The organism is Humidesulfovibrio mexicanus (genome assembly GCF_900188225.1).
GTDB lineage: Bacteria > Desulfobacterota > Desulfovibrionia > Desulfovibrionales > Desulfovibrionaceae > Humidesulfovibrio > Humidesulfovibrio mexicanus.
This window is the reverse complement of sequence record NZ_FZOC01000002.1, coordinates 632270-646809: the sequence shown is the minus strand read 5'-3', so window position 1 is coordinate 646809 and position 14540 is coordinate 632270. Positions and strand designations below refer to the sequence as shown.

10 protein-coding genes are annotated in these 14540 nt (G+C 65.3%); 6 read left to right on the top strand and 4 right to left on the bottom strand.

All coding sequences use genetic code 11. The features are described from left to right. The first annotated feature begins 113 nt into the window (after positions 1–113). Positions 114–1010, top strand: coding sequence for an AraC family transcriptional regulator (locus tag CHB73_RS06675; protein WP_089273343.1), 897 nt, complete (start codon positions 114–116; stop codon positions 1008–1010). Positions 1011–1049: 39 nt separating this feature from the next. Here the strand turns inward: CHB73_RS06675 and asnS are convergent, their stop codons facing one another. Beyond that, positions 1050–2432: an asparagine--tRNA ligase gene (gene asnS / locus CHB73_RS06670; RefSeq protein WP_089273341.1), complete on the bottom strand. Its 1383-nt coding sequence runs from the start codon at positions 2430–2432 to the stop codon at positions 1050–1052. 116 nt (positions 2433–2548) lie between these two features. On the opposite strand from asnS, the gene ftsY reads away from it, so the two are divergent. Continuing rightward, complete coding sequence (gene ftsY, locus CHB73_RS06665) at positions 2549–3895, top strand: signal recognition particle-docking protein FtsY (protein WP_089273339.1); 1347 nt, start codon at positions 2549–2551, stop codon at positions 3893–3895. Between the two features lie 3 nt (positions 3896–3898). Here the strand turns inward: ftsY and CHB73_RS06660 are convergent, their stop codons facing one another. Genes CHB73_RS06660 through CHB73_RS06650 form a run of 3 tightly spaced genes read right to left on the bottom strand, consistent with a single transcriptional unit; the run spans position 3899 to position 6309 of the window. Then, positions 3899–4951 (bottom strand): DUF2157 domain-containing protein, encoded by a 1053-nt coding sequence (locus tag CHB73_RS06660; RefSeq protein WP_089273337.1) that lies wholly within the window; start codon positions 4949–4951, stop codon positions 3899–3901. A gap of 12 nt (positions 4952–4963) precedes the next feature. Further along, positions 4964–5428, bottom strand: coding sequence for a DUF3124 domain-containing protein (locus CHB73_RS06655; RefSeq protein ID WP_089273335.1), 465 nt, complete (start codon positions 5426–5428; stop codon positions 4964–4966). Further along, positions 5425–6309: a pseudouridine synthase gene (locus CHB73_RS06650; RefSeq protein WP_089273333.1), complete on the bottom strand. Its 885-nt coding sequence runs from the start codon at positions 6307–6309 to the stop codon at positions 5425–5427. The genes CHB73_RS06655 and CHB73_RS06650 overlap by 4 nt, the downstream gene beginning before the upstream one ends. A gap of 123 nt (positions 6310–6432) precedes the next feature. Between CHB73_RS06650 and CHB73_RS06645 the strand changes: the two genes are divergently transcribed. From CHB73_RS06645 to CHB73_RS06630, 4 genes are read left to right on the top strand one after another with little or no spacing between them, the layout of a single operon-like run. Further along, the gene (locus CHB73_RS06645) at positions 6433–7422 is read left to right on the top strand and encodes an ornithine cyclodeaminase family protein (RefSeq protein WP_089273331.1); all 990 of its coding nucleotides are present in this window, start codon (positions 6433–6435) and stop codon (positions 7420–7422) included. Positions 7423–7425: 3 nt separating this feature from the next. Continuing rightward, the gene (locus CHB73_RS06640) at positions 7426–8316 is read left to right on the top strand and encodes a DMT family transporter (RefSeq protein WP_143337327.1); all 891 of its coding nucleotides are present in this window, start codon (positions 7426–7428) and stop codon (positions 8314–8316) included. Next, positions 8313–11600: a UvrD-helicase domain-containing protein gene (locus CHB73_RS06635; RefSeq protein ID WP_179216931.1), complete on the top strand. Its 3288-nt coding sequence runs from the start codon at positions 8313–8315 to the stop codon at positions 11598–11600. Before CHB73_RS06640 ends, CHB73_RS06635 begins: the two co-directional genes overlap by 4 nt. Beyond that, positions 11597–14539 carry a PD-(D/E)XK nuclease family protein gene (locus tag CHB73_RS06630; protein ID WP_089273327.1) on the top strand — a complete coding sequence of 981 codons (2943 nt, stop codon included), beginning with the start codon at positions 11597–11599 and terminating at the stop codon, positions 14537–14539. The genes CHB73_RS06635 and CHB73_RS06630 overlap by 4 nt, the downstream gene beginning before the upstream one ends. Position 14540 lies beyond the last annotated feature (1 nt).

The following is a 14540-nucleotide window of genomic DNA, read 5'->3' as shown; positions in this document are numbered from 1 at the left end:
CAAATGCTCAAAGCCGTCAGGTTATGCTGCGTGATTGAAACTCCTGAAATAATGATGCTCCCAGTCAGGCAAGCCTCACACGCGCCCTGCTATACCGCCCCACGGAGACGCACATGAAGGCCGATACGAAGAACCTCTACGCCGCGCGAATGCTCAAGGTGCTCAACCACATGCAACGGCGGCTTGACGACCCGATCAGACTGGATGAGCTGGCGGCCCTGGCCCATTTCTCAACGCCGCACTTCCACAGGGTATTCAAGGGGATGATTGGCGAGACGGTCATGGACCACCTCAGGCGCATTCGCCTGGAGCGGGCCTATGTCCGCTTGGCCCAGACAACCGTGCCGGTTACCGAGGCCGCCTTCGAGGCCGGGTACGATTCACTGGAGGCTTTCTCGCGCGTGTTCCGCAAAACCTTTGGCCTCTCGCCAACGGAGTGCCGTGCGCAGGGGTGGACGCGCCTCTTTCCGGAGGCGCCCTCCGGCGTGCACTACTGCGCGGGCGAGATACGGGAATTCATCCTCAACGATTCAGGAGCGGCGGTTATGAACATGCGCATCGAAACCCTCCCCGACATCCGCATCGCCAAAGTGCGCCAGACCGGACCCTACATGGAGTCGGCCGAAAGGGCCTGGAAGATCCTCTGCGGCTGGGGTGCGCCAAAAGGACTCGTCAACCCCAAGACGCTCATCATCGGCATCAGCTACGACGACCCCTCCGCCACCGCGCCGGAAGAGCTGCGCTACGATGCGGCCATCTCCATCGACAACGACTTGGCCGTGGAGGAGCCCGTGAGCCTGGACGTGCTCCCAGGCGGCGAATACGCAGTCTTCACGCACCAGGGGCCTTACCAAGGTCTTGAGGAAACGTACAAGACCATCATGTCCGGCTGGATTCCCACCTGCGACCGCGAATTCCGCGACTCGCCCTGGTTCGAGATCTATCGCAACGACCCTGCCACGACGCCACCCGCACAGCTCATCACGGACATCCACATCCCATTGAAGTGATGTCCAGGGGCGCTCTGTCCGCCAGGGCGCCCCGCCCTGCTAAAACTCCAAGTGCCCGGGCGTTCGCGGGAATGGGATCACATCGCGTATGTTGGCGATGCCGGTGACCAGCATCAGCAGCCGTTCGAAGCCCATGCCGAAGCCCGCGTGCGGCGCTGTCCCAAAGCGGCGGGTGTCCAGATACCACCAGTACTGTTCCTCGGAAAGGCCCACCTCGGCCATGCGCCGGGTCAGCACGTCCAGGCGCTCCTCGCGCTGGCTGCCCCCGCACAGCTCGCCGATGCGCGGGACCAGCAGATCCATGGCGGCCACGGTACGGCCATCGTCGTTGAGACGCATATAGAACGCCTTGATCTCCTTGGGATAGTCGTGGACGATGACCGGACGCTTGAAGTGTTCTTCACATAAAAAGCGTTCGTGCTCGGTTTGCAGGTCGGACAACTCATGCACCGGATAATCGAAACTCCGGCCCGAGGCCTTGAGGATGCCTATGGCCTCGGCATGGGTGACCCGCGCGAAAGGCGCGGCAAGGATGTCCTCAAGGGTAGGCAACAGGTTCTTGTCCACATAATTGCCGAACAGCGCCAAGTCAGCGGCGCAAGCGGAAAGGGCGTGCGCCACCAAATGCCGCACCAGCGCTTCGGCGAGGTCCATGTCATCGACCAGGTCGGCGAAGGCCAGCTCCGGCTCCACCATCCAGAACTCAGCCGCGTGCTTGGGCGTGTTGGAATTCTCCGCCCGGAAGGTGGGGCCGAAGGTGTATACCCCGCCAAGGGCAAGCGCCATGAGTTCGGCCTCCAACTGGCCGGACACGGTGAGCCCGGAGGGACGACCGAAAAATTCCTCTTCCGCGCGGCGATCCGGGGGCATGGCCGCAGCCTGTTCCGCCTCCAGGTTGCTCACCCGGAACATCTCGCCAGCGCCCTCGCAGTCCGACCCGGTGAGGATGGGCGCATGCACATGAAAAAATCCACGCTGCCGGAAGAAGTCGTGCACGGCCAACGCCATTTCCGAGCGCACGCGCAGCATGGCTCCGTATTTATTGGTGCGCGGACGCAAATGGGCGATGGTGCGCAGGTACTCGTCGGAATGCCGCTTCTTTTGCAGCGGAAAGGCCTCGGCGTCGGCCAGGCCATAAACTTCGATGGCGCCCGCCCGGACCTCCCAGCGTTGGCCTGCCGCAGGGGAAGGGACAAGCTCGCCGGAGACGCCAACGGCCGCGCCGGTGCCCAGGGCATCAAGCACGGACAGAAGGTCCTCGGTGTGGTCGGCCACCACCTGCACATTGGCCAGGCAAGACCCGTCGTTGATCTCAAGGAACGAAAAGCCCTTGGCATCGCGCCGGGTGCGCACCCAGCCCTTCACCAACACAGGCCCTCCCGCCTCTCGGGACAAGACTTCGACAATTCGCGTCCGCTGCATTATCATCCCTCCTTGGGCACCCTCTTCTAGAGCCTCCGCCCAAGGATTTCAACAGAGTTGCGTCGACGCCCGGCCTGGGGTAGAAGCGCCGCACACCACACACGCAAGGAAAACCCATGGGATTCTTCACCAAGATTAAAAAGCTCTGGGGCGGCGAGACCGACGAAGTACAGGCTTCGGCCAGAGCAGCCACAGCACAGGACACCCCCCAGACGGGCCTGGAACAGCCGCCTGACGCCGCAACACACGCGCCCCAGCTCGACCCTTTATGGAAGGCCGGACTCGAAAGCTCGCTTCGCGGGTCCAGGGCGCGCATCTCCGAATGGCTGGGCCAGCTCCTTTCCGGCCTGGAGGCGGCGGATGAAGCGCTCTGGGCGCGGCTGCGCTTCCTCTTTGCAACCCTGGGCGCACCTGAGGCGGAAGCCGAAACCTTTGTCTCCGAATTCAAAGCTTGGCTGGCGGCCATGGGCATGACCAAGGTGGAGGACTTCCGCTCCGAGCTGCGCTACCGGCTCATCCTGGCCCTGGACCTGGAGCAGGAGGAGGAGGAGCGCGGCAACGTGTTCCAGAAGCTCACGCGCGGCCTTGCCAAGACCCGCGAGCGGCTCTCGGCCGGTCTCGGAGCGCTTTTTGGCCGCACAGGCGAGTTGGACGCAGCCTTCTGGGACGAACTGGAGGAGCTGTTCATCATGGCCGACGTGGGGGCGGAAGCCACCCGCAAGCTTCTGGACAACCTGCGCTCCCGCGCGCGGAGCATGGGCGTGACCGAGGCGGCGCGCTTCCGCGAGGTGCTCTCGGCCGAGCTTGAAGAACTGTTCCCCCTGCCCAAAAAGCCCAAGGTGACCGCCCCGCCAGAGGTGGTCATGATGATCGGCGTCAACGGGGTGGGCAAGACCACGACCATCGCCAAGCTGGCCTACCGGGCGCGGCTGCAGGGGCGCAAGGTGCTCATCGCCGCGGGCGACACCTTCCGCGCGGCGGCCATCGACCAGCTCAAAATATGGGCCGGGCGCGTGGGCGCGGGCATCTTCGCCAAGGCCGAGGGGGCGGATCCGGCGGCAGTGGCCTTCGAGGCCGTGGACCACGCCCTCAAGGAGGGCTACGACCTTGTGCTGCTGGACACGGCCGGCCGCCTGCATACCAAGGTCAACCTCATGGAGGAGCTCCGCAAGATCAAGCGCGTGCTGGACAAGAAGCACTCCGGCGCGCCCCACAAAAGCGTGCTCGTCATCGATGCCACCACCGGACAGAACGCCCTGTCGCAGACCAAGCTGTTCAACGAGGCCGTCGGCGTGGACGAAATCGTGCTCACCAAGCTGGACGGCACGGCAAAGGGCGGGGTCATGGTTGGCGTGGCCATCAGCCACAAGCTGCCCATCAGCTTCGTGGGCCTGGGGGAAAAGATGGAAGACCTGCGCCCCTTCGTGGGCGAGGACTTCGCCAAGGCGCTGCTGGGACAATAGCCGTCAGCGCACGCGGCCACGCGGCAGTGCGCAAAGCAGCCACTCGGGCAGCCGGGCCAGCACGGCTGCTTCCAGGGCGGCTGCGCGCCGTTGATACGCCCAGCCAAGCGCCATGACCGCAAGGCCGATGAAGCTCAGCACGAATGGAAAAACCAGGGAATCGGCGAACACCCTGTAGGCGAGATGTCCCAGGTACAGGCACACGCCCGCCCCGCCGAACACGAGAAACGTCCTGCGCTCCAGCAGCACGGCCAGTCCAAGCAACCCCACGTTCACAGCCAGATACCCCAGGCGGGCAAGCTCAGAGGCGCTATCCATGGCCGTCAATGCGCCCCAAAAGGCCATCAGACCAAACAGATAGCCCCAGAACGCGAAATCTTCTCGCGTTCGTCGGTCCAAGACATACGCGCAGGACAGCATGAACAGGCCGAACCACAAGGTGACCTGACGGCGCTGGTCCCAGCTGAACTCTCCCCCTCCGGCCAGCAGCGCGGTAAAATCCATGGACATGAACCACAGCGCCAAAGCAATGGGCGCGGCGAGGAAAGGAAAGCGGAAGCGCCGCACGGCGAGCGCCCCGCCGAACACGGTCGCGGCCTCCATGAGCAGCCAGCCGGAACGTATGCGCGTGGGATACAGATGGTACGCCGCCGGGGATCCTGATGGCCAGAAGCCCGTCAGCACTTGCGCCCCGTATACGCCCATGGGGATCATGCTCACGGCCAGGGCGATGAGCACGCCGCCTGGCGTCCGGCCGCCAGGCCTGCTCCACAGGGCCGCGCCAGCACAGGTGAATGCGCTGGCGTACCCTGCGGAGGTGAGCAGAAATCCGATCCCGCCCATGTCGTCCCAGGCGGAGGTGACAAACCAGCCCATGGCGCCGATGACCAAAAGCCCGCCAAGATAAAAGGCCAACTGCTGGACGTTCAAACCTGGCTGCTGGACGCAACGCTGTTCGGCAATGCGCAGCAGTTCGCGCACCTGCTCCGAGGTCACGACGCCCGCCTGAACGGCCACGTCCAGGTCGACGCGTTCGATGGCCCGGCCTGACTTCATGCGGCTCCCCGGCTATTCCTGAACCGCCACGCCACGGCTGGTGAAGGAAATGCCCTGGCTGTTGGCCGTGCCGATCATCACGGACTCCACCACAGGCTCGTTCACGGGCGCGTCCGCGCGCCAGCGCACCAGAAACGACGCCCCGGAACCGCCGCTGGTGTCGTTCTGCTCCACGGTGAACTCTCGCGCCGCCATGGGCGGCAGCGGCGATTCATGGGTCAGAAACCGCTTGATCAGCTTGCCGTCCGAGCCGTAGTAGTCAACAGCGGTGATGCGCATGGCGCGGCGCGGGTCGGCGTTGCGCACGGAAAGGGTTATGGTCAGGTCAAAGGGCCGCGTCTTGACCCCGTGGTAAATGTGCGAATAGCACGGCACATAAAGCAGTTGTCCCTTGGACATTGCCGACTGCGCGAACGCGGACAGGCTGGCCGCCGCGATGATTGCACAGACGGCGACGGCGGCAAGTGACTTCTTCATGCTTCCTCCATGCTCCGAGCCGGGTCGGGCGTTCCGGTCCGGTCAAGTTCCCCAAGCCAGGGCGGCGGGCAATAGGCGCGAAAGCCCCGGAACTCCATCCGCTGATGATGCAGATACAGCGTGGCGTCGGCCTCGCAAATGCCCTCGCCGTACAAAGGATCGCCCACGATGGGCAATCCGGCGGCGGCGAGGTGCGCGCGAATCTGATGCCGGGCCCCGGCCTGAATGCGCACGCGCACAAGGGTGCGCCCGGCGGAAAGCACCGCCTCAGGCCAAACAAGGGTCCAGCCGCGCGGGTCCGGGTCGAGACGGCCCAGCACGCGGGTGCGCTTGCAGTCGTCCGTGTCGAGCCGACGCTTAAGCTCGAGCGTCTCTGCCAGTTCTCCCTGGACCACAGCCAGGTATTCCTTGAGAACCGAGCCGGGCGCGAGGGCCTGAAACGCACGAGCCGCAGCCTGTCCCATGGCCACAAGCACGATGCCGGATGTGGGGCGGTCCAGCCGATTCAACAGTATTGGCGATTCTCCGGCAAAGAGCGAAGGCAGCATGGCCTGCAGGCTCGGCCCGCCTCCCCCGGCCAGGGAGGCGCTGTGCAGCCCGGCGGGTTTGTCCACGGCGGCATACGCTGCAGTGCGAGTCAGCACAGGCACTTGCGGACATTCAAGGTCCGAAGGCCCCGTTTCTTCCGGCAGCACCTCCACGCGCTGCCCGACCTTGAGCTTGAGCCCGGCCGAGGCCGCCCGGCCGTCTACCAACACCCGTCCCCCCTCAATGAGCCGACGACGGCCCCTCAAGCCGCTGCCGGGAAGCAGCACCTCCAAAGCGCGGTCCAGCCGCATTCCCGCCGCAGACGCATCCACACAAAAATCGCATTGTCTCATGCGGTGGACACTACCCCCAGCGCACCGCGTGCGCAAGCCGCGTGCGGGCGTCCGCTTTTGACGAAGCACGAGAAAGAGCTTACGGAAATGAGTCTGCAAAACCATCCCCATCAGGAGCGACCCATGGACTTCGACGTGCTCTGGCTCTCCCGCGCGGACATCGACTCCCTCGGCATCACCATGCGCGAAATCATGGACGTGGTCGAGGAAGGCTTCGCGGCCATGGGCCGCGGCGAGGTGGAAATGCCTGCCAAAATCGGCATCCACACCCGGCGGGACTGCTTCAACCACTCCATGCCCTGCTACGTGGGCGGCACGCTCGACATGGCCGGGGTCAAGGTGGTGTCCGGCTATCCCCCAAACCAGAAAAAGGGGCTGCCCTACATCACCGGAATCTGGACCCTCATCGACCCGGAGACGGGTCTGGTTCGCGCCGTAATGGACGCGGCCTGGATCACCGCCTGGCGCACGGGCGCCGCCTCCGGCGTATACGCCCGCCACTTCGGCGATCCCGAAACCCGCTGCGTGAGCATCATCGGCCTGGGCGTGCAAGGCCGCATGAACCTGCGCGCCATGATCGAGGTGTTTCCGAAGATCGACGCCGTGCGCATGTTCGATCCCGTTTCCGGCCAGGCGGAACGCTTCGTGGCCGACATGCGGGCACTGCTTCCCCAGGCGGATTTCTGCAATTGCGGCTCGCCCAAGGAGGCCGTGGCCGGTGCGGATGTGGTCATCACTTGTTCGCCCATCGTGGAAAAACCCAAGCGTTTCGTAGAAGCAGGCTGGCTCAAGGACGACGTGCTCGCCATCGCCGTGGACTACGACTCCGCCTTCGACGCGGCCACCATGAGCGGCGCGTCCTGCTTCACCACCGATTCCGCGGGACAGTATCTATGGACCCAGGAACATGGCGTATATTTTCTGAATGGCTACCCGAACAAGCCGGGCCTGCACTCCGACATGGGGGAAATCTGCGCCGGGACAAAAACCGGCCTGCGCAGGGGCAGGCGCGCGGCCGTGCTCATGGGCATCGCGCTTGACGATGTCATGACGGGCCACCTGATCTACGAGAAGGCGCTGGAGCACAAGGTCGGCGCCTGGGTGCAGCTTTAGGCGATGCTGAACGCTGGCTATATCTACGTCCTGTGCGCCGCCGCCCTGTGGGCGCTCATCGGGCCGCTGTCCAAGCAGGTCATCAGCCTGGGCGTGTCGCCACTTGAAGCCGCTTTCTGGCGTTCCGCCATCGGCTGGAGCTTTTTCGCCGCGCACGCCCTGGCCACGGGGGCCTGGCGGCTCCAGCGCAAGGACGCCCCGGCCATCGCCTCCTTCGGCATCATCGGGGTGTCCACCCTGTTCGGAGCCTATGTCCTGTCCATCAACATGGTTGGGGCGGCGCTGGCCTCGGTGCTGCTCTATACCGCGCCAGCCTGGGTGGCCGTGCTGGCTTGGCTGACCCTTGGTGAAAAGATGCACGCCCACAAGCTGGTGGCGCTCTTCATGACATTGGCCGGAGTCGCCTGCGTGAGCCTGGGGCCTGCGCTGGTCTCCGGCAAGGGGCTGGGCGCGGTGAACCTGCCGGGCATTCTGCTGGGGCTGTTGTCCGGATTCAGCTACGCCACGTATTACATCTTCGGAAAACGCTACCTGGGCCGCTACGCCACGCCGACGCTCTTCCTGTACGCATTGCCCGTGGGCTGCCTGGGGCTCCTGCCTTTCGTCACCTTTACGCCCAAAAGCGGCGAAACCTGGCTCTTTCTGACCCTGCTTGCCGCAACAACAACATACGGGGCCTACAGCGTATATTACGAAGGGCTCAGAAGACTCTCGGCCACGCGCACGGCCATTGTGGCCACCCTTGAGCCCGTGCTGGCCGCAGGCTTGGCTTATGTGTGGTGGGACGAGCGCTTCGACCTCATGGGGTACGCTGGCAGCGCGCTCATCCTGGCCGCAGTGCTCTGCACCATCCTTGGAGGCGGGCGCAGCCACGGCCAGGAGGCGACAAGTTGACGCACTCCCCTTTCCGGCAGGTGAAGGCTTCAGCGGGTTCGGGCAAAACCTACGCGCTCACCCTGCGCTTTCTTGACCTGCTCGCAGGCAGCTCCGATGCGGACGCAGCCGTTGACTCCCCACAGTCGCGCCCCGGTCGGGCCTGCGCGGCCGAGCCTTCGCCAACCCTTTCGCGCGGCTACTCCTGGCCGGAGATACTTGCCGTCACCTTCACCAACAAAGCCGCTGCGGAAATGCGCGAACGCGTGCTTGGAGCGCTGAAGAACCGGGCCCTGGGCAAAACGGGCGGCCCTGGCGACGCCCTTTCCCCCGACAAAGCCGGGCGTCTGCTTGAGGACATTCTGCGCCATACGGAGCATTTGGGCATCCGCACCATCGACAGCCTCCTTTCGCTGCTAGTGCGACTATTCGCCCTGGACCGCGGCCTGAAGCCCGACTTCGACACCGTGTTCGACGAAGGCAAGGCCATCGGCGCACTTCTGGACCGCTTTCTGGCCCGCTGCGAAAAGGGCGGAAGCGATGCGGCGCTTTTCGAACAGGCCGTGCGCACCCTCATTGAGCATGAAGCCAAGGAAGGGTTCTGGCTCCATGAGGCTCTTCGCGAACGCATGGTGGACCTCGCCAAGCATTTGCTGCGCATCCCGCCCGGGGTCCCCGTCACCACCGACCAGGCACGCATGGCGGACCTGCTTGCCGTGAGCTTCGAGGAACTGGGGCGCGCCACGGACGCCCTCTCCCAGGCCGTCTCCGGCGAGGAGCTCGCCCCCAGCGCCAACTTCTCCTCCCTGCTGCGCAAATGCGCGGAGGCGGAGCTTTTCGACACCCGCTGGGCCAACTCCGCCTATCTTTGCAAAGACGCCCTGGATGAGTGCCTGCTGAAGAAATCGCAGGGGAAATGCTCGGCTGAAGCCGAGGCCGCCTACGACGCCTTCAAGGCCGCCGCTGCGGAACACATCCGCTGTCAGGCCATCCTGTCACCGGCCTATGCCTTGGCCCCCTGTGCGCAAATCGCCGAGCGGCTGCTGCGCGAGTTGGATGCCGAACAGCGGGAAAAAGGCTTCCTCTTCGGCTCGCAGATGGCCGACATCGTGAGCGAAGCATTGGACGGAGGGCTGGGCGTTCCAGACGCTTTCTGCCGACTGGGCGACCGCCTGCACCACATGCTGGTGGACGAATTCCAGGACACCAGCCGCTCCCAGTGGAGCGCCGCCCTGCCCTTGGCCGCCGAATGCCTGTCCAAGGGCGGCAGCCTGTTCTACGTGGGCGACGTGAAGCAGGCCATTTACGGCTGGCGCGGGGGCGATGCCAAGCTCTTCGACGAGGTGGCGGACGACGGGGAGCTACTTGCCATTTCCGGCGGCCTTGCGCGTGACGCCCTGCCCTGCAACTGGCGGAGCCTGCCGGAAATCATCGGCTTCAACAACCGCGTTTTCAGCCGCCTTGGCCGCGAGGACACCGCCCGGGACATCGCCTGCGACCTGCTCAAGGGCGCGCCGGAAGACATGCTGGACGCCTTCGCGCACAATGCTGTGGCCGCCTTCTCCGATGCCGCCCAGGAGGTTCCTCCAGGCAAAGACGCGGATGAGCCCGGCCGGGTTCAGGTGCGGCTGCTCCCTGCCGGAAAAACCGAGGAAGTGCTCCAGGCCGGACTGGACGCACTGGCGGATACGCTCCTCAACGATGTGCTGACGAGGCGCAGGCCCGGCGATGTGGCCGTGCTCGTGCGCACGGCGAAACACGCCGATCTGGTTTGCGAACGCCTTGTGGCCGAAGGGCTGCCCATCATCACCGAATCCAGCCTGCAACTGGCGCGGCACCCCATCGTGCGGCAGTTGGTCGCCTTGCTGCGTCTGCTGGACGCCCCGCCAGACGACCTGAGCTTTGTGACCCTTGTGTGCGGCGAGGAGCTGTTCCTGGCGGAAAGCGGCTTAGGCGCGGAGCAAATTCTGGAATGGATCGCCGCCGAGTCCCAACGCCGCTCGGCGGAGGACAAGTCTGCCGGAGGCCGTGGCGGACTCCTCTCACGTTTCCGGGACGCTTTTCCCGAAATCCACGAGCGCCTGCTCGCACCTTTTTTGCGCGGCACAGGTCTCATGCGGCCTTACGACCTTGTGCGCGCGGCCCTCGACTCCTTCCAGGCGCTACAGCGCCACCCCGAGGCCGAACTGTACATGCGGCGCTTCCTTGAGGTGGTCCACCTTGCCGAATCGCAAGGCATGGGCTCCCTGCCGCGCTTTCTGGAGTTCTGGGACGAGTCCGGCGTGGAGGAAAAAGTGCCCCTGCCGGAATCCGCGGACGCCATCCGCATTCTGACCATACACAAGTCCAAGGGCTTGCAGTTCCCGGTGTGCGTCATCCCCTTCCACAACTGGTCCGCCGGTCCCAAGGGAGGCGTGGATGTGGTGGAACTGCACGGCCACCGCGTGCTCACGCGCATGACCAAAGCCCTGGGCCGTCCCTATTACGCGAGCCTGTCCGAAGAGATCCTGGAGCAGGCCAATCTGCTCTATGTGGCCTGGACGCGCGCCGAAGAGGAGCTCTACGCCTTTGTTCCCGCCACGGAGGGCAAACAGCGTCTTGGCGCCGCCCCGGTGCTGCTGCACCATCTCCTCGGCGTTTCGCCGGAAGACGCCGGCCTCGACCTGGGCAAGGCCCCGTTCCGCAAGGCTCCGCAACCTCTCGAATCCCGTGCCCAAGCACCTTCACCCGCTGTTCCGAAAAGGACCGAGGCCCCGGAATTCCAGGCCTGGCTGCCACGCCTGCGCGTATTCCGCCATTCGGTGGAGGACGCGGGCTTCGACGAGCGCACACGCGGTACAGTGGCCCACAAGGCGGCGGAACTGCTGCGCCCCACCGGAGACGATGCGGCGGACGCCCAGCGAGCGGCCGTGCTGGCCTTAGGGGAATTCCCTGAATTACGGGCCCTTAAACAGGAACAGCAACTCACACTTCAAGTACAGATTGAAGAAATGATGCGATGGATGCTCGCGCGCCCGGAAATCCGCCCCCATCTGGGGTGCGCAGGCTCGGAGCTGAGCATACTGACTGGTGACGGCGCGGTGCTGCGTCCCGACCTGCTGCGCCTGACTCCAACCGGGCCAGTGGTGCTTGAATTCAAGACAGGCCACGCCGAACCGGAGCATGTGCGGCAATTGCGCAGTTATCTCGCCCTTGCGCGCGCCCTGGCCACCGCTCGCGGAATGGGGGGGGGCGCGCATGGTTTCCTCGTCTACCTCGACCGGCGCGTGGTGGAGCCGGTGGAAATTGAAGGAGACGACGCATGACCCGCCAGCCCATGCGCATCGTGCCGTGGAGCGAAGACTTCATCCAGGCGTTGGCCAAACACCTCGTGAACCGGGGCAGCGACTTCGAGCATGTGCGCATCGTGTTCCCGCACAACCGCCCGGCCCGGCATCTGCGCGCCGCCCTGGCCGAAAGCAAAGGCTTGAAGCGCCCCTGCCTGCTCCCACGCATGTCGCCCCTGGACGAGTTCCTGCACGAACTGCGGCGCGAGCTTGCTCCGCGCCCCTTGCTGCGTGCAGGCCAGCTGGACCGGATCGGCGTGCTGCACGGCATCGTTCGCGCCCTTGCGCTCGCGGATGGTCCTCTTTCGACTTTGTGCGGCACGGCCGGAGCCTTCTTTCCCTGGGGGGCGAGACTGGTGCGCCTGCTTGAGGAAATGGCCGGCCAAAACATACGCCCAGCCGCCATCCACAATCTCGAAGGAGAGGTCACGCCCTGGGCCGAGGCCCTGCTCGCCCGGTTGGACCGCATCGGCGAGGCCTATGGGGCCGAGTTGGACCAACGCGGCTGGACCACGCCTGGACTGGACGCGCAATGGCTGTGCCAGCACAGCGCCGAAGCAGCTGCAGCCCTCGGCGGGGAGACCGTCATTTTTGCAGGCCTGCACGCGCTGAGCGGTGCGGAAGAACCGCTCCTGCGCGCACTTTGGGAAGGCGGCGCGGAGTTCTTCTGGCACAGCGACCCCGCCCTCGCCCAGGAGGGCGACACGGCATGGCCCGCCCGGGAGCACAAGCGCTGGTTGAGACGATGGGGGGCCGCAGCCGTGCTGGAGCAGGCTCCAAGCCCAGGGGAGGGGCAGATCCGGCGCTTCTACGAAGGGTATGACCTGCACTCGCAGCTCAGCGTGCTCGAACGTGAACTGGCCGCCTTGCCGGATACCGAGCGCACCGCCGTGGTGCTGCCCGACCCCGGAGCACTGGTGCCGGTGATGCACCACCTGCCGCCCGTGGAGACCAACATCAGCATGGGCTATCCGCTGGAACGCTCGGCCTTGGCCCAACTGGTGGAGACCATACTGGTCTTGCGGGAAAACGCCATGCCTGGCCCTGATGGCGCGCTGCGCTACGCCTGGCGCGATCTCGTCGCCCTGGTGCGGCATCCGCTGCTGCGGATGCTGCGCGTGGAGACTGACGCCGGGCCGCAGACGCCGCTCAAAGGCGCCTATGTGGCCTGGGAACGGCACATCCGTGCTGGCGGGCCGTACCAGGCCCCCGGCCAATGGCTGCTGGCCTATGACGACCAGGATTGTTCCGCTCCGGAAAGCGAGATTCGCGCACTGCACGCCGAAGTCCTGGCCGCGTGCTTCGACAATTTCCTCAACCTGGAAACCCTGCGCCAGGCCGGACTGGCTCTGGACGCCCTGTGCGGCCTGCTGCGCCGACGCGGTGGCGACACCTGGCGGCGCAACCTCATTGATGCGGAATGCCTGGTCCGCCTGTGGCGCTCTGTGGTGCCGGAACTCACCGGCAGCATCCTGGCCGACGAACCATATGGCCTGGACATCGTGCTCATGATGACGCGCCACCTTGTCAAAGCCGAGCGCGTTTCTTTCGAGCCAGAGCCCTTGGCCGGGCTGCAGGTGCTGGGCATGTTGGAAACGCGCCTGCTGGGGTTCAGCCGCCTGTTCATTCTGGACGCCACCGAAGACAAGCTTCCGGGCGCATCGGCTCCGGACCCGCTGCTGCCCGAGCCGCTGCGCCAGGCCCTGGGCTTGCCCGGCCGGCGCGAGCGGGACAACGTCGCGGCGCACACCTTTTTCCGCCTGCTCATGGGCGCGCAAGAGGTGTCGATATTCTATCAGGCCGGGGTTCGACCCGGAGCGCTGGAGGGCAAAAGCGAACGCAGCCGCTACGTCGAGCAGCTTCTGTGGGAACTGGAGCAACAGCGGGGGGAACAGGTGAAGCCGCTCCCCCTGGCCGATGACGAGGCGCCGTTGCGCAGCGTGAGCTTTCCCGTGCGCCCAATCCAGTCCCGCAGCCGGGATATCCCCCTTACCCCCGCCCTGCGCGCCCGGCTCGCGGAGCGGCTCCAACACAAGGGCATCACCCCTTCTGGCCTGGAACTCTGGCTCACCTGCCCCAAAAAGGCCTTCCTTGCGCAGGCTCTCGGCCTGCGGCGCATGGAGGAAGTGGCCGATGACGGCGACCGCGCCCGCTTTGGCGAATTGGTGCACCGCGTGCTCAAGGAATTTCTTGCGCCCCATGTGGGCCGCCCCATAGACGGGACCACAGTGGACGCCGAAACGCTCTTCAAGAGCTTTGAACAGGCGCTGAGCCAGGAGGCGTTCGCCCAGCAGATGCCGTTTGATGTGCGCACGGTGCTGTTGGCGGCCGGACGCGAGCGTCTGCGCCTCTTCCTGGACAAGCTGCCGAAGACCACGGTTCTGGCCTTGGAACATCCGGTCTTGACCCCCCTCTCCGTCCCGGGCATTGATGGCGCCGACAGCACCATGCGTCTGCATGGCCGCATCGACCGCGTTGACGAACGCGATGGCCGCCGTCTGGTGTTGGATTACAAGACCGGAGGCGTCAAGGAAGGCGGAGCCGAAGGCTGGCTCGACCCGGAGGCCTTTACGGCAATGGGCGACTGCCTCCCCGGATCCCCCGAAGCCGAAGCCCTGTTCCTGCGCCTTGCGCAGCTCGGCCTGGATGTCCAGCTTCCCGCGTACATGCACATGCTCGAGGCTGACGGAGCTGGTCCTGCCGCGAACGCCGCGTGGGTGGAACTCAAAAGCGATGGTTCAGAGCGGCTGTTCTTCGCCAAAGACGTGGACGAGACGACACGGGCCACCGTGATCCAGACCCGTGTACCGCAGTTGCTGCGCTTTGTGCTCGGCCATGTTTTTGCGGCGCGCGTCCTGCCCGCCCTGCGGGGTCGGCACTGCGAATATTGCGACTTCAAAGGGCCGTGCGGCGCATGAC

Bases quoted from the DNA above. Each gene is read 5' to 3' on its own strand.
- CHB73_RS06675 (WP_089273343.1), top strand. From the start codon at position 114: ATGAAGGCCGATACGAAGAACCTCTACGCCGCGCGAATGCTCAAGGTG.
- CHB73_RS06630 (WP_089273327.1), top strand. From the start codon at position 11,597: ATGACCCGCCAGCCCATGCGCATCGTGCCGTGGAGCGAAGACTTCATC.
- CHB73_RS06640 (WP_143337327.1), top strand. From the start codon at position 7,426: ATGCTGAACGCTGGCTATATCTACGTCCTGTGCGCCGCCGCCCTGTGG.
- CHB73_RS06645 (WP_089273331.1), top strand. From the start codon at position 6,433: ATGGACTTCGACGTGCTCTGGCTCTCCCGCGCGGACATCGACTCCCTC.
- CHB73_RS06650 (WP_089273333.1), bottom strand. From the start codon at position 6,309: ATGAGACAATGCGATTTTTGTGTGGATGCGTCTGCGGCGGGAATGCGG.
- asnS (WP_089273341.1), bottom strand. From the start codon at position 2,432: ATGCAGCGGACGCGAATTGTCGAAGTCTTGTCCCGAGAGGCGGGAGGG.
- CHB73_RS06660 (WP_089273337.1), bottom strand. From the start codon at position 4,951: ATGAAGTCAGGCCGGGCCATCGAACGCGTCGACCTGGACGTGGCCGTT.
- ftsY (WP_089273339.1), top strand. From the start codon at position 2,549: ATGGGATTCTTCACCAAGATTAAAAAGCTCTGGGGCGGCGAGACCGAC.
- CHB73_RS06655 (WP_089273335.1), bottom strand. From the start codon at position 5,428: ATGAAGAAGTCACTTGCCGCCGTCGCCGTCTGTGCAATCATCGCGGCG.